Annotated in this window: 15 protein-coding genes; 8 read left to right on the top strand and 7 right to left on the bottom strand. The window is 64.5% G+C overall.

Annotated features, from left to right (window positions below; genetic code table 11):
* Positions 1-24 precede the first annotated feature (24 nt).
* A complete protein-coding gene (gene nac, locus HWQ56_RS17105) occupies positions 25-942 on the bottom strand; it encodes a nitrogen assimilation transcriptional regulator NAC (protein WP_176571260.1) in 918 nt (305 codons plus the stop codon).
* Positions 943-1,378: 436 nt separating this feature from the next.
* Here nac and HWQ56_RS17110 point away from each other — a divergent pair, with 436 nt between their 5' ends.
* The 4 genes from HWQ56_RS17110 to HWQ56_RS17125 all read left to right on the top strand — a co-directional run bounded on the left by HWQ56_RS17110 (position 1,379) and on the right by HWQ56_RS17125 (position 5,821).
* Positions 1,379-2,587, top strand: a complete 1,209-nt coding sequence (locus HWQ56_RS17110) for an aspartate transaminase (protein ID WP_158153727.1) — start codon at positions 1,379-1,381, stop codon at positions 2,585-2,587.
* Between the two features lie 10 nt (positions 2,588-2,597).
* Positions 2,598-4,139: an MFS transporter gene (locus HWQ56_RS17115; protein WP_176571261.1), complete on the top strand. Its 1,542-nt coding sequence runs from the start codon at positions 2,598-2,600 to the stop codon at positions 4,137-4,139.
* Between the two features lie 62 nt (positions 4,140-4,201).
* Positions 4,202-5,542, top strand: a complete 1,341-nt coding sequence (locus HWQ56_RS17120) for an OprD family porin (protein WP_176571262.1) — start codon at positions 4,202-4,204, stop codon at positions 5,540-5,542.
* Between the two features lie 66 nt (positions 5,543-5,608).
* Positions 5,609-5,821 (top strand): hypothetical protein, encoded by a 213-nt coding sequence (locus HWQ56_RS17125; RefSeq protein WP_176571263.1) that lies wholly within the window; start codon positions 5,609-5,611, stop codon positions 5,819-5,821.
* Between the two features lie 47 nt (positions 5,822-5,868).
* On the opposite strand, the gene HWQ56_RS17130 is transcribed toward HWQ56_RS17125, so the two are convergent.
* On the bottom strand, positions 5,869-6,537 hold the full coding sequence (locus tag HWQ56_RS17130; RefSeq protein WP_158153731.1) for a glycosyltransferase family 2 protein: 669 nt from the start codon (positions 6,535-6,537) through the stop codon (positions 5,869-5,871).
* A gap of 172 nt (positions 6,538-6,709) precedes the next feature.
* Between HWQ56_RS17130 and HWQ56_RS17135 the strand changes: the two genes are divergently transcribed.
* Complete coding sequence (locus HWQ56_RS17135; protein WP_158153732.1) at positions 6,710-7,609, top strand: SDR family oxidoreductase; 900 nt, start codon at positions 6,710-6,712, stop codon at positions 7,607-7,609.
* A gap of 76 nt (positions 7,610-7,685) precedes the next feature.
* Here HWQ56_RS17135 and HWQ56_RS17140 read toward each other — a convergent pair whose 3' ends face one another.
* Both HWQ56_RS17140 and HWQ56_RS17145 read right to left on the bottom strand, forming a co-directional pair.
* Positions 7,686-8,057: a termination factor Rho gene (locus HWQ56_RS17140; protein ID WP_158153733.1), complete on the bottom strand. Its 372-nt coding sequence runs from the start codon at positions 8,055-8,057 to the stop codon at positions 7,686-7,688.
* A 236-nt stretch (positions 8,058-8,293) separates the two neighbouring features.
* Positions 8,294-9,487, bottom strand: a complete 1,194-nt coding sequence (locus HWQ56_RS17145) for a DUF2252 domain-containing protein (protein WP_176571264.1) — start codon at positions 9,485-9,487, stop codon at positions 8,294-8,296.
* A gap of 97 nt (positions 9,488-9,584) precedes the next feature.
* Between HWQ56_RS17145 and HWQ56_RS17150 the strand changes: the two genes are divergently transcribed.
* The 3 genes from HWQ56_RS17150 (at position 9,585) to HWQ56_RS17160 (ending at position 11,028) form a co-directional block, all read left to right on the top strand.
* Positions 9,585-10,280, top strand: a complete 696-nt coding sequence (locus HWQ56_RS17150; protein ID WP_176571265.1) for an SOS response-associated peptidase — start codon at positions 9,585-9,587, stop codon at positions 10,278-10,280.
* Between the two features lie 39 nt (positions 10,281-10,319).
* Complete coding sequence (locus tag HWQ56_RS17155) at positions 10,320-10,634, top strand: hypothetical protein (protein ID WP_158155945.1); 315 nt, start codon at positions 10,320-10,322, stop codon at positions 10,632-10,634.
* A gap of 79 nt (positions 10,635-10,713) precedes the next feature.
* On the top strand, positions 10,714-11,028 hold the full coding sequence (locus HWQ56_RS17160) for a hypothetical protein (protein ID WP_158155943.1): 315 nt from the start codon (positions 10,714-10,716) through the stop codon (positions 11,026-11,028).
* A gap of 5 nt (positions 11,029-11,033) precedes the next feature.
* Here the strand turns inward: HWQ56_RS17160 and HWQ56_RS17165 are convergent, their stop codons facing one another.
* The 3 genes from HWQ56_RS17165 to HWQ56_RS17175 form a co-directional block, all read right to left on the bottom strand.
* The gene (locus tag HWQ56_RS17165) at positions 11,034-11,972 is read right to left on the bottom strand and encodes an AraC family transcriptional regulator (RefSeq protein ID WP_176571266.1); all 939 of its coding nucleotides are present in this window, start codon (positions 11,970-11,972) and stop codon (positions 11,034-11,036) included.
* 22 nt (positions 11,973-11,994) lie between these two features.
* Positions 11,995-12,828, bottom strand: a complete 834-nt coding sequence (locus tag HWQ56_RS17170) for an oxidoreductase (RefSeq protein ID WP_176571267.1) — start codon at positions 12,826-12,828, stop codon at positions 11,995-11,997.
* 296 nt (positions 12,829-13,124) lie between these two features.
* The gene (locus tag HWQ56_RS17175; RefSeq protein WP_176571268.1) at positions 13,125-13,412 is read right to left on the bottom strand and encodes a hypothetical protein; all 288 of its coding nucleotides are present in this window, start codon (positions 13,410-13,412) and stop codon (positions 13,125-13,127) included.
* Between the last annotated feature and the right edge of the window lie 215 nt (positions 13,413-13,627).

Raw genomic sequence — 13,627 nt, forward strand, 5'->3', positions numbered from 1 at the left:
TGACTGTGGGGAGATAAGCGGCCCTTATGACTGCGCAGACACCAGATTGCCGCGCATGTCGGCAATCAGTTCCAGCAGGATGGCCTTGACCGCCTGGGCCGGTACCGACAGCGGCAAATGCCCGGAGAGGCACAGGGCCAGGGGCGCCTCGATGTCCGGCTGGGTGATGCGGCACAGGTGTGCATCGTGCACCGCCACCAGGGCGCGGGCGGCGGACTCCGGGAGGATGGTGGAGCCGAAGTGTTCACTGACGGCCGCCGCTAGGGTGGTGGACGACTCCACCTCGGCGATCACCCGGGCACTGAGGCCGAGCTTCAGGAAGGCTTCGTCCACCAGGCGGCGCATGGTGTTGTAGGTACGCGGCAGCAGCAAGTCGAGGTCCGCCACCTCGGCCAGGCTGATGTCATCCCGGGCGTGCAGTTCGGGGTCGGCGCTGACCAGGTACAACTGCTCGCGCATCAACGGCACGAAGCTCAGGCCATGCACTTCACGGCCGCCGTACAGCACGGCCATGTCCATGCGCCCGTTCATGATCAGTTCGCTGAGGGTGGTGCCGAAGTTTTCGTTGAGGTACAGCAGAATGCCGGGGTGGCGCTCACGCACCCGGCGTAGCAGCGGCAGCGACAATGCGGAAGCGGCCGTGCCGGGCGCCAGGCCCACGGAGACCTGGCCGGACAAGGCGAAGCCGGTGGCATTCACATCGCTCTGGGCCTGTTCGCACTGGCGCAGAATCAACTGCGCGTGGCCGTAGAGCACCTTGCCGGCCTCGGTGGGGGTGACGCCGCGCTTGGTGCGGATAATCAATTGCTGTTGCAGCTCGGCTTCCAGGGTCACCAATTGCTGGCTGAGGGCTGGCTGGGCAATGTGCAGCACATCGGCGGCCTGGGTCAGGCTGCCGACATCGACGATCTTCACGAAGTACTTCAAACGGCGCAGGTTCACTGGACAACACACTCGGGCAAGGTGGATGAGTCCTTTAGAGCAAAACCCGGGCCAGCCGGGCTCCTCCTGTAGCGTGAACCCACCGGCGCGGCCATTCTCTGTGGGACCCTGCGGTGCATCAGGCCTACCGCGTTGTGGCCTTCCCGAGCTTCGCCCGGTCCCACAGGGTCAACCTCACCGGCGCGGCCATGCCCTGTGGAACCCTGCAGTGCATCAGGCCTACCGTGAGGTATAAGCCTTCGCTATGGATACGCTTATCCACGAAGCAACCCATCTCGCCACGGCTAGCAATCAGGGCTCGGCACTGTTTTGGTGCGCCCTGCGCTGGCGGCGGTCATAAGCTGTGCCTATCAAACCAGAACAAACTTGTCTTATCAGCGGAACCGCCGTGCCTCGTAACGTAGCCGTCATCAGGCCACCACCCGAGGAAAACCCCGTGACCGTTTCCCGCATCGCCGCCCGTGTGCACCGCATCAAACCCTCGCCCAGCAGCGCCGCCGCCGACCGTGCCAACGAACTGCGCCGCGCCGGCCACTCGATCATCAACCTGGTGGTGGGCGAGCCAGACTTCGACACCCCAAGCCACATCCGCCAAGCCGCCTGCGCCGCCATCGAAGCCGGCCATACCCGCTACACCCAGAACGCCGGTACCCCTGAGCTGCGCCAAGCCATCGTCGACAAGCTCAAGCGCGAGAACGGCCTGGATTACACCCCGGCGCAGATCGTGGTCACCAACGGCGCCAAGAGCGCGATCTACAACGCCTTCTCCGCCACCCTGGGGGCCGGCGACGAAGTGCTGATCCCCGCGCCCTACTGGGTGTCCTACCCGGACATGGTGCTGGCCTGCGAAGGCGAACCCGTGACCCTGGCCTGCGACGAAGACCACCACTTCAAGCTCACCGCCGACCAATTGCGCGCCGCCATCACCCCACGCACCCGCTGGCTGCTGCTGAACTCCCCCAGCAACCCGACCGGCGCCGTATACCACGCCGACGAACTGCGCGCCTTGGCCGATGTATTGCTGGACTACCCCGACGTGCTGGTGATGACCGATGACATCTACGAGCACATCCGTTACGACGACCGCCCCGCCACCCATATCCTGGCCGTGGAGCCGGCGCTCAAGGACCGTGTGCTGGTGATCAATGGCGTGTCCAAGTCCTACGCCATGACTGGCTGGCGCATCGGCTATGGCGCCGGCCCTGCCGACCTGATCACCGCCATGGCCACCTTGCAGTCGCAATCCACCAGCAACGCCTGCAGCGTCAGCCAGGCCGCCGCCGTGGCGGCCCTGACCGGCGACCAGGCGTTCATCGCGCAAAGCCGCGCCGTGTACCGCCAGCGCCGCGACCGTTGCCTGGCATTGATCAACGCCATCGAAGGCTTGAGCTGCCTGCCGCCGGAGGGCGCTTTCTACCTGTACGTCAACTGCGCCGGCGTACTGGGCAAGCGCACCCCGCAAGGCCAGGTGCTGGAAAGCGACAGCGACTTCATTCTGTACCTGCTGGAAAGCCAGGGCGTGGCGGTGATCCCGGGCAGTGCCTATGGCCTGGCGCCGTTCTTCCGCATGTCCACGGCCTCGGCCATCGAGACCCTGGAAACCGGCTGCCAGCGCATCGCCGCCGCCGTCGCGGCGCTGGTGTAAGGGGTTGACGATGACGCTGCCGAGCCCCCCGGCCCTGAGCTTCAAACAGGCCCTGCTGGCCATGCTCGGCCTGTCCCTGGTGTTGATGCTGTCAGCCCTGGACCAGACGGTGATCGGCAATGCGTTGCCAAGCATTGTCGCCCAACTGCAAGGGTTCGAGCTGTATGCCTGGGTGGCCACCGGCTACTTGCTGGCGTCCATCGTCACCATCCCGATCTTCGGCCGCCTGGGTGATTACTTCGGCCGCAAGCCCTTCGTGCTCGCGGCCACCGTGGTGTTCACACTGGCTTCGCTGGTGTGCGCGCTGGCCCCCAGCATACCAGTGCTGGTACTGGGCCGGGGCCTGCAGGGCGTGGGCGGCGGCATGCTGATCGGCACGGCGTTCGCGTGCATTCCCGAACTGTTTCCCGACACCCGCCAGCGCCTGCGCTGGCAGATACTGCTCAGCGCCCTGTTCAGCGTGGTCAATGCCCTGGGCCCAGGCCTGGGGGGCTACCTGACAGAGGCGTTCGGCTGGCGTTCGGTGTTCTACATCAACTTGCCCCTGGGCGTGCTCGCGCTGTTCTTCGCCTGGCGCTACCTGCCCTGGTATCGGCCGCTGCGCCGGGGGGCCATTCGCCTGGACTGGCTGGGCGCGCTGCTGATTGCCGTGGTGCTGGGCAGCCTGCAACTGTGGGTGGAGTGGTTGGGGCAGTCGTCCACCACCGCCAGTGCCGCGCTGGGCGGTCTGTGCCTGGTGGCGCTGCTTGCCTTGGTCGGATGGGAGCGGCGCTGCCCGCACGCCTTGTTGCCCGCCGCCCTGTTCAAGGCCGGCAGCGTGCGCCAGTTGTTCGTGTTGTCGCTGCTGGCCGGGGCGATCATGTTCACCCTGCTGTTCTACTTGCCCCTGCTGCTGCAAGGCAGCTACGGCTATTCCCCCCAGGACGCCGGACTGCTGATTACTCCGCTGGCCCTGAGCATCACCCTGGGGGCGATCGTCAACGGCCGCGTCATCACCCACCTGCGCAACCCCAACCGCGTGCCCCTGGCCGGCTTCGCCGTGTTGGCACTGGCCTGCCTGGGCTTGTGGTGGGCAGGTCTGGGCGCGTCGTTCCACCGCCTGCTGGGCTTGATCCTGCTGGCGGGGTTGGGCCTCGGGTTCATCCTGATGAACCTCACGGTGTTCACCCAGACCCTGGCCGCCCGCGAGTTCCTGGGCATCGCCACGGCCCTCACCCAGTCGCTGCGCCTGGTGGGTGGTTTGCTGGGCACCGCGGTGATGGGCGCACTGGTCAAACTGCTGTACGTCGTGCACCTGCGCCACGCCTTCGACGCCATCGACCAGGGCGCCGCACTGGCACCCTACCTTGACCCGCAGGTGCTGCTGCAACCTGGCTCCGCTCACGACAACGGCGCCCTGCTGGCCCTGGCCCGCCAAGCCCTGGCCCAGGGCCTGGGCACCGGCCTGCTGCTGTGTGCGGCGCTGGCCGCGGTGGCCCTGTGGGTATTGATGCGATTACCGCCGGTGGCGCTGAGCCGCGCCCCGGCCCCGGTTGCTCCTGAAGAACAATAACGACCTTGACTGCCGCCATTGCCTGCCTCTCACAACATTGACTACAGCATGAGGATAACCCGATGGTGCTTTTGAATCGCGCAGCCAACCGCGCACCCACTCTCCTGGCCGGCCTGTGTGGCCTGGTCATCGCGCAACAGAGCAACGCCGAAGGCTTTATCGAAGACAGCACCGCAAGCATCCTGGCGCGCAACTTCTTCAGCAACGCCGACAACCGCAGCGGCGCCGCCGACCCCAATTACACCCAGGAGTGGGGCCAGGGCTTCATCCTCAATTTCAAGTCGGGCTATACCCCCGGCACCGTCGGCTTCGGGGTGGACGCCATCGGCATGCTGGGCATCAAGCTGGACTCGGGCAAGGGCCGCCACTACAACCCGTCAGGCACCGCTTACAACGGCAACATCTTCCCCACCGACGATGGCCGTGCGGCTGACGAATTCGCCAGCCTGGGCGCCACCGCCAAGATGCGCGTAGCCAAGACCGAAATCCGCGCCGGTGCCCTGGTCCCCATGCTGCCGGTGGTCATGTCCACCGACCGCATGCTGCAACAGACCTTCAACGGCGAACAGATCCAGTCCAAGGACCTGCGCAACTTCACCTTCACCGCAGGCCAGCTGGACAGTGTCAAAGGCCGTGGGTCGACCAACCAGATGGGCATGTCGATTCCAGGCGCCAACAGCCGCCTGACCGGCAAGTTCGTGCACAAATTCCAGTACGCCGGCGTGGACTGGAAAGCCAACCCCAACCTGTTGCTGCAGTACTACTACGGCAACCTGGAAAACTTCTACACCCAGCATTTCCTGGGCTTGGTGCACAACTGGAAGGTCGGCCCCGGCACCTTGCGCAGCGACCTGCGCTACTTCAACAACAGCGCCGATGGCAAGGACAACAACGACCCGGACTACTACACCGCGGGTTACTACGGCGACGGCGTCACCAAGGGCAAGGTCGACAGCCAGCTGTCCAGTGCCCTGTTCACCTACCAGGTGGGCCCCCACACCCTCGCTGCCGGCTACCAGCAAGTGACCGGCGACAGCGATGCGGTGTGGCTGAACCAGGGTGACGGCTCCACCGCCTACTTCATGACCGAGTCCATGATCGGCAAATTCCAGCGCGCCGGCGAGCGGACCTGGCAGGTGCGCTACGGTTACGACTTCGCCGCCATGGGGGTGCCGGGGCTGACGTTCCTGGGCATGTATGAAAGCGGCTCGGGGATTCACACCGCCACCGGCGACAAGCGCGAGTGGGAACGCAACCTGACGCTCGCCTACACCGTGCAATCGGGTCCCGCCAAGGATTTGAGCGTCGCCTTGCGCCATGCCTCCCTGCGCACCGAGTTTCCAGGGGCGCGGGACCAGGATGAGCACCGGGTGATCGTCACCTACCCGATCAACCTGTTCTGACCCCAGAAAAGCCGAACTCCTGCACGCGGCGCGTCTCCAATGTTCAGAACAACCGAGGAGACGAACATGAGCGACCGCGACAGCAACAACAACCCGCCCACCGACGTGGCAGGCAAACCGGTGAACGTGGTGGAGCGCGACCTGCAAGACCGCGATGACGACACCCGTGGCGTGGACGAGGCGATCACGCCCTCTTCCACCCGCGTGAAGGAGCAGGACGCCGAGGCACTTCGCCGCAAGACCGACGAGATCGAGCGCAAGGTGGCGGACGGAAATTGAGTCGATACCCCTGAAAAGCCCGCTGCCCAGCAGCGGGCTTTTCAGCTTCAGAGCGCCGCGGACACCGGTGCCTCAAGGGACAGCAGGTAATCACCGAAGCCTTCACGGCATTTGAAGTCACGGCGCGCGCTGGTGACCACCGGGTGGGTGGCGGTCCAGACGATTCGCGCCCCCGTACGCTCCAGGTCAGCCACCAACTGCACATCTTCGTGGGCAGCCAAGTGCTGAAAGCCACCGGCGCTCAAATAGGCCTTGGCGCTCAGCCCCAGGTTGGCGCCATGGATATGCCGGTGCCCTTCGACGAAACGGTACGCCGCCAGGTAACTGTCACGTACCTCCGGGGCGTGGTGCTCCCAACTGTCTACCTGCACGGTGCCGCACACGGCGTCCGCCTCGAAATCCAGCTGTCGGGCCAGCCAGTCGAACGGTACCTGGGTGTCGGCATCGGTGAACGCCAGCCACTGCGCGCCCTCCTCGATCATCACCTGGGCACCCAGCGCCCGTGACCGTCCGACATTGCGGAAGGTCACGGCCAGGGTCGTGACCCCTGCCGCGTGGGCCAGGGCACCGGTGTCATCGGTGCAGTCGTCCAGCACCACCAGCACTTCGACCCGGATACCCGCCAGACGGGGGTGCCCGGCCGCCAGGGTGACCGACGCCAGGCATTGTTCGATGTAGGTTGCCTCATTATGTGCGGGTATCACGACACCGATCATTTATTATCCCTCGCCGCGCGCAAGCCATGACTGATGAGTTATCGACTACCGAGGCTCGCACAAGGTTTAAAAAATCTTTGCGCTGACCCGCCGCGGGAGAAAATTTGAACGTTTGCCTGCCCCTCGCCCTCCACTGCCATGACTTCAATGATGCCGTCCGAGGAGAACCGACATGGCGACCGACAACCAGTACAGCATGCAGAACCCGCTGACCCAGTACCCGCAGCCGGAGTTCCCCGACCAGCCGCAGTCAGCCCCAGGCACAGTGCACAAATTGCACCCGGCGGCCGACCACGGCGAGACCAGCTACAAGGGTTTTGGCCGCCTGGCCGGGCGCAAGGCACTGATCACCGGCGCCGATTCGGGCATTGGCCGCGCCGCGGCCATTGCCTACGCCCGTGAGGGCGCCGACATCGTGCTCAACTACCTGCCTGAGGAAGAAAGCGACGCGCGGGAAGTGGTGCAACTGATCGAGGCCGAAGGCCGCAAGGCTATCTGCCTGCCGGGCGACCTGAAGGACGAGCGCTTTTGCCAGTCCTTGGTCAGCCAGGCCGTGGAGCGCCTGGGCGGCCTGGACATCCTGGTGAACGTGGCCGGTAAACAGCAGGCCGTGGAAGCCATCGCCGACATCACCACCGAGCAGTTCGACGCCACGTTCAAGTCCAACGTGTACGCACTGTTCTGGCTGTGCAAGGCCGCGCTGCCGCACTTGCCGGCCGGCGCCACCATCATCAACACCGCGTCCATCCAGTCCTACAGCCCATCGCAGAACCTGCTGGACTATGCATCCACCAAGGCTGCGATCGTGGCGTTCACCAAGGCCCTGGCCAAGCAAGTGATCGCCCAGGGCGTGCGGGTCAACGCCGTGGCGCCCGGCCCCATCTGGACGCCACTGCAACCCAGCGGCGGCCAGCCACGGGACAAGATCCCCACCTTTGGCTCGCAGACGCCCATGGGCCGCCCAGGCCAACCGGCCGAGTGCGCGCCGTTGTATGTGTTCCTCGCGACTCAGGAATCGAGCTATATCACCGGTGAGACCTTTGGCGTGACGGGCGGCACCCCGTTGCCCTGACGCCGGGGCGACAGCCCATGGCAGCGGCCCCGGCCGCTGCCATGGTGTCCGCGCAACGCTGGCATCCTTTAGATGCTTAGCTCAGCGCTGCCACCAGCTGCGCCTTGGTCATGGTCGAGCGACCCCGGATGTCACGGCTGCGCGCTTCCTTGAGGAGGCTCTCCTTGCTCTGGCTCGCCAGCGAGCTTTTGCTGTCGCGCGCTTCGCCTGCCCGGGTATGGGCCGCACGCTTGGCCGAGTCGGACTCGGCGCTGCGCTTGGCGCTGCGCGACGTATGACTACCCGAGCCGCCCTTCTTCTCGCCACCGCCCGATTGCTTGTTGACGGTGGCCCAGGCCCGGGCTTCGGCGGTTTCCCTGGACGCCCCCTGATCTTCGTAAGTCTGCTCGATGTGCTGCGCCTTGCGCTTCTGTTCGGCGGTGTACTTGTCTTTGCTTCCACGTGGCATGGTGGTCACCTCGTTCATCGTGCAAGCCCTGCGTGTGCGGGACTCTTCAAGGTTGTGAAGCCATGCCGCCGGATAAGTTCGATGGTGCCGGGCTTAGGCTCTGTACGAAACGCATCCCAACTCGGCCATGCTGCGTTGAAAACAGGCTCGGAATGCTCATTTACAACACGTAAACTCCGCTTCCTCGCCTGTTTTCGCCTTGCCTGGCCTTCGCTGGAATACATTTCATACAGACCCTAGTCCTTTTGCGCATCCAGTGCGTAACGGCGGCAGTGCTCCAGGTAGCCGATCTCGTGGTTGCCCACCAGTTGCACCACGCTGGACCACAACCAGGACGGCGCATCCAGCACCCGCGAGCGATTCAGTTGCAGGTCCTTGATCCATTCGGCGCGGGTACCTTTGTCCATCTGCCGGGCATGGGCCAGGCCCACCACCCGCGCCAAGTAGGCGGCCGCGCGCATGGCTTCAACCTGGCTGAGTTGGTCGAGTTCCAGTTTCATGTCCTGGGGCAGCAATTCGCGAATGAAAAACCCTTGGTCGAGCATGCGCGCACTGATCATGCGGTTGCCCAGGCCAGGGCTCAGGTGTCGCGCCCCTTCGACCACGCGCTTGCCGTTGTCGCGCGGCATGTGGGCCCGCGCGGCCCGTGGTGCGGCGGCGCCCACGGCCTGCTTGATGTCGATCAGGCAGTAGTCCGGGTCGTCATCGTCGCCCACGCCCAGCAGCGCGGCGTAGCGGCTGAGGCCCAGGGAGCTGCAGCCCTTGACCCAGTAGGCCGAGTCCAGGAGCTCGACCCGGTCGTTCTTCGAGCGGCCCTTGAGCGAAGTGACCAGGCCGTGGATCTCCTGGCTGTCGCACAAATTCTGCAAGGCTGTGCGCTCCTGACGCGACAAAGGCCAGAAGTGCTTGCCCAACGGAATGGTGGGCCGTGCATCCTCGATGCGCTCCTGTGCCAGGTGTTTCCAGGTGCGCTGCACAGCGCTGCGCATGCCGGCCTTGACCTGGGCCGGGCGTGGCGGGTCCTCGTCGCTGGCATCGGTGAAGGCCAATTGGTACCCGCGCATCACTTCTTCGAGCATCTTTGCAGTGACTACGCCGGGCAGGTCGGAACCACGCGCAGCGGTGGCCAGGGACAGTGCCAGGCGCACCAGGTCGTGAACCGGATTGCCGATCACGGTCTGGTCCAGGTCGCGAATATGAATGTCGATGCGGCCCTTGAGGTCCCCGGTGGGGCCCAGGTTGCCCGCGTGGCAGTCACCGCATATCCATACCGCCGGGCCATTGGGCAGGCGGCGGCCAGGCTGGCTGTGCAGCCATTGGTAAAACTGCACCGTGCTACCGCGCACGTAAGCGTGGGCAGAGCGGGCCATTTTCAGATTGCGCAGTTGAGTGAGGGGTTTGAGGCGGGCAGAAGGACGCGGTGTTTTCATGGAGGGACCGTCTAGGGTGTGAGCAGTGGACTGATGGCCCGAGAAAATGTTTCAAACTATTACAACTACGCTGTAGACATGACCGGAGGAGCCAACCATGTGTGGACGTTTTTCCCAGGCCGCGCGGATGGACCAGTACCTGCTGGAGTTGGATTTCATCAACCGTGCCCGCATGGAGCCGGTGACGCCACGCTACAACGTCGCCCCCACGACCCGGGTGCCGGTGTTGCACCGTGAAGGCGACACCTTGCACAGTGCTGCCCTGCGCTGGGGCTGGGCCCCTGCCTGGGCCCAGGACAAGCGTCCGCCCCCCATCAACGCGCGGGTGGAAACCATGGCCAGCAACCGCTTCTTCAGGGGCGTGTGGCCCCATGGCCGGGTGCTGGTGCCGGCCGATGGCTGGTTCGAATGGGTCAGCCATCCCCAGGCGCCCAAGCTCAAGCAGCCGTGGTTCATCCAGCTGGCCAGCGCCAAACCGCTGTTCTTCGCGGCCCTGGCTCAACGCGGGGGCGCCCAGGATGGTTTCGTCATCATCACGGACGCCAGCGACCAAGGCATGGTCGACATCCACGACCGTCGGCCCGTGGTGCTGGCCCCCGACGCTGCCCGCGCCTGGCTGGACCCGGGGCTCGACACCGCCCAGGCCGAAGCGATCGCCCGCCATGAAGGGCGGCCTGTGAGCGACTTCCAGTGGTACGCCGTGGGCCGCGAAGTGGGCAATGTGCGCAACGAGGGGCCGGGCCTGATTGCACCGTTGGGCACGCCGGGCTCGGCAGAGGACCTTCTGTTGTGAGAAAATCAGCTTCGTTTTCAAAAGCTTGGAGAAACAGGTTTGGTCACTCACTACTCATCGAACGGCAGCGAAATCGCTTGCGGTCGCAACACACCCAAGGTCGTCAGCTGCGCGAGCCCTGAGCAAGTTACCTGCAAATCGTGCCTGCGCTCGCTGGCCAAGGCAGACGCCCCAGCGGTGGCCAACAAGGCCCCGTCGCTGGCCGACATCCGCAAGCAGAAGGCGCAGGCCAGCCAGCCCAAGGCAGCCCCTGCCCGCTTCGATGCCAAGGCCCAATGGCGCGCGCGCCTCGCCGAACTGCCAGGCCGCTCCCGCCTGCCACGCGGTACCCAGGGCACCCAGCGCTTCGTCTGATACCGCCGGTCAGCCCTGACGCACCTTCCCCCTGCCCGCCCCTCCAATGCAGTACACACGCGCACTGGAGGACCGGGCCATGAACAGATTCCTGACTGCACACGCATTGGCGGGGTTGCTACTGGCAAGCCCCCTGCTGGCCGTGGCGGCTGCCGATGAAACCCAGACACCGGCACCCGCCACCGCGCTGCCGGGGATGAACCAACCCCCCAGCGCTGACGCGGACAAAGCCAACAGGGCCAACAAAAAAGGCGAGGAAGCCTCGGGGAACAATTCCGGAGCCGAAACCCAGCAGACGGTCAAGGACGCAAAAACCTCAAGCAAATCCACTGGCAACAGCACCACCACCCACAAGAAAACCAAGACCACGCACAAAGCGGCGCCCCAGCAATAGCCCCGTCAATGGGATGACACGTACGCAGACGGCCCGCTGGGCGCTGGCAACGCATAGGTGGCCTTCATCCATTCCACTTCCGCCTGCGGCGTGCGTCCGAAGAACCGCTTGAATTCCCGGCTGAACTGCGACGCGCTTTCATAGCCGACGCTGAACGCCGCGGCAGAAGCACTCATGGCCTGGCGCAGCATCAGCAACCGCGCCTGGTGCAACCGCGTCGACTTCAAGTACTGCATGGGCGAGGCATCGGTCACCTTGCGAAAATGCAGGTGGAAGCTTGGCACACTCATGTTAGCTTCCTGGGCCAGCGCCTCCACGTCCAGGCGTTCATGGTACCCACTGTGGATCTTGCGAATGGCTCGGGTCACCTTGCCGAAATGCCCCTGACGGTTGAGCGCAGCCCGCAATGAGCCGCCCTGGGCACCGGTGAGGATGCGGTAGTAGATCTCGCGCACCAGCGCAGGCCCCAGTATCAGCGCATCTTGCGGCACGCTCATGGCTTCGAGAAAACGCAGTGTCGAAGTGCGCAGGCCGTCGTCCATGGGCGAGGCATACATGCCCTTGGGTTGAGCGCCACTGGGCCCGAAGGCCTCATCCACCTGCAACATCAATTCGCCGGCCAATTGCAGGTCCAGGCGCATGTACACCGCCAGCATCGGCTGTGTCTCGCTGGCGTCGGTTTCCATGGTGAACGGCACCGGCACCGACACCACCAGGTAGTGCTGGGCGTCGTACACATAGACGTCCTCACCCAGGTAACCGCGCTTGCGGCCTTGGCACAGGATCACGATACCCGGGTCGTACAGCACCGGTGTACGCGTGAGCGGTCGGTTGGCGCGCAGGAACCGTACGTCGTCGCGGGCACTGAGGTTATAGCCCTCCACCGGCGCCAGTTGCTCCAGCAACTGCACCATGCGCGCGGTGCAGGTATCGGTGTGCTGCATGTCAGTCACCTCGGCGTACCCTTCAACCGTCCGTCGAACGGGTCAGGTCTTGCCATCGATCTATCTCGTCCGCCGCGTGGGCCAGCTTGTCCCGCACCAGGGCGAGGGCATCACTGCCCAGCAGCAAATGCGCCGGCGGTGCGGGGCTGGCGATCAGTTGCAGCATCGCCTGCGCCGCTTTCACCGGGTCGCCCAGCTGCTTGCCGCTTTTTGCTTCGCGCGCCTGGCGTATGGGGTTGAAACTGGCATCGTAGTCACTGATGCTGCGCGGCGTGCGACGCATGGAGCGCCCGGCCCAGTCAGTGCGAAATGAGCCCGGTGCCACCGCCGTGACGGCAATGCCCAAGGGCGCCAGCTCCTTGCTCAGCGTATCGAAAATGCCCTCGAGCGCAAACTTGCTGCCGCAATAGTACGCGATGCCGGGCATGGTGATAGTGCCGCCCATGGACGTAATAGCGATGATATGCCCAGCCCGGCGCTGGCGGAAATACGGCACGAAAGCCTTGGTCACCGCCACCGCGCCAAACACATTGACCTCGAATTGGCGGCGCATCTCCTCCAGGGGAGACTCTTCGAAGATGCCTTCATGGCCGTAGCCGGCGTTGTTCACCAGCACATCCACCGGGCCATGGGCCGCCTCCACCTCGGCGACCACGGCGTCGATGCGGTCAACGTCAGTGACGTCCAGCATCACGCCGTGGGCACGTTCATGGTCGAGGGCTTCAAACGCCTGCAAGGCAACGTCGGTGCGCACCGTACCGATGACGCGGTGCCCGCCTGCCAATGCCTGCTGTGCGAGTGCGTGGCCGAAGCCGCTGCTGACGCCGGTGATGAAAAGGGTTTTGGGGGTAGTCATGGCGAAGTCCTGTCGAGAGGTACGCGGCCATGATAGGCAGCACGCGTTGCTCGCCCTATGCCGGTTCGTGTTCCAGGATTGCCTATTCCTATCGGTGGCCTAACCCACAACCACATTTTAATAGCCAGCTAACGAAGTTTTCACATCCCAGGGCGTAACGTTCACAACAGCTCCTTTGATTCCCCTGCCCGCTACCCCCCATCGCGGGCATTTTTTTGCCTGGAATTTGGCGGAACAACGCTTTATCCGGCCCAAAAACCCCGCGACGTGGCGGGGTCTGTGGGTGGCATTACGGCTCAATGGTTGCCGGGCGAGGGTTCTTCATCCTCATCGACAGGCGGGTTCGCCGGTTGGCCCGGGAACTCCCCGCCTTCATTACCGATGGTGTCCTCACCGTCGTCTTCCTCCTCGGTACTATCGTAAGCACCTTCGTCGCTCCCTGGCTCGCCGGCCGCGAAATGGGGGCGCTGGGGCAATGTCGCTTCACGCCCATCACCCTTGGGGCCATGGGCGGTTTCATTGTCCGTGGTTGCGCCGATGCCATGTTGAGAGATGTTGCCTGGGGCATTTTCGTTGATGTCCATCACTACCTCTGCTGAACGCGTGCAGATACGCGTTCTATTGTGAGATAGGCAAGACTGCGGGAGTGCCTCACCTCAGACGAACGGGCAGCGGCAGATTAGCGGTCGGCAAATCGAGCGCTGCCTTCAGGACCTTACCTGGGTGAGACAAAGGCAATGATACGCAGAGCGCCATACACCTCGCGCCCTACCTATGAGACAATAGCGCCAGTCCGGTT

It is taken from the genome of Pseudomonas eucalypticola, from assembly GCF_013374995.1.
Lineage (GTDB): Bacteria > Pseudomonadota > Gammaproteobacteria > Pseudomonadales > Pseudomonadaceae > Aquipseudomonas > Aquipseudomonas eucalypticola.

Coding starts and splice junctions, on each gene's coding strand:
- HWQ56_RS17165 (WP_176571266.1), bottom strand. CDS start 11,972: ATGCAGCACACCGATACCTGCACCGCGCGCATGGTGCAGTTGCTGGAG.
- HWQ56_RS17140 (WP_158153733.1), bottom strand. CDS start 8,057: ATGCCACGTGGAAGCAAAGACAAGTACACCGCCGAACAGAAGCGCAAG.
- HWQ56_RS17170 (WP_176571267.1), bottom strand. CDS start 12,828: ATGACTACCCCCAAAACCCTTTTCATCACCGGCGTCAGCAGCGGCTTC.
- HWQ56_RS17150 (WP_176571265.1), top strand. CDS start 9,585: ATGTGTGGACGTTTTTCCCAGGCCGCGCGGATGGACCAGTACCTGCTG.
- HWQ56_RS17145 (WP_176571264.1), bottom strand. CDS start 9,487: ATGAAAACACCGCGTCCTTCTGCCCGCCTCAAACCCCTCACTCAACTG.
- HWQ56_RS17175 (WP_176571268.1), bottom strand. CDS start 13,412: ATGGACATCAACGAAAATGCCCCAGGCAACATCTCTCAACATGGCATC.
- HWQ56_RS17130 (WP_158153731.1), bottom strand. CDS start 6,537: ATGATCGGTGTCGTGATACCCGCACATAATGAGGCAACCTACATCGAA.
- HWQ56_RS17120 (WP_176571262.1), top strand. CDS start 4,202: ATGGTGCTTTTGAATCGCGCAGCCAACCGCGCACCCACTCTCCTGGCC.
- HWQ56_RS17135 (WP_158153732.1), top strand. CDS start 6,710: ATGGCGACCGACAACCAGTACAGCATGCAGAACCCGCTGACCCAGTAC.
- HWQ56_RS17115 (WP_176571261.1), top strand. CDS start 2,598: ATGACGCTGCCGAGCCCCCCGGCCCTGAGCTTCAAACAGGCCCTGCTG.
- HWQ56_RS17160 (WP_158155943.1), top strand. CDS start 10,714: ATGAACAGATTCCTGACTGCACACGCATTGGCGGGGTTGCTACTGGCA.
- HWQ56_RS17125 (WP_176571263.1), top strand. CDS start 5,609: ATGAGCGACCGCGACAGCAACAACAACCCGCCCACCGACGTGGCAGGC.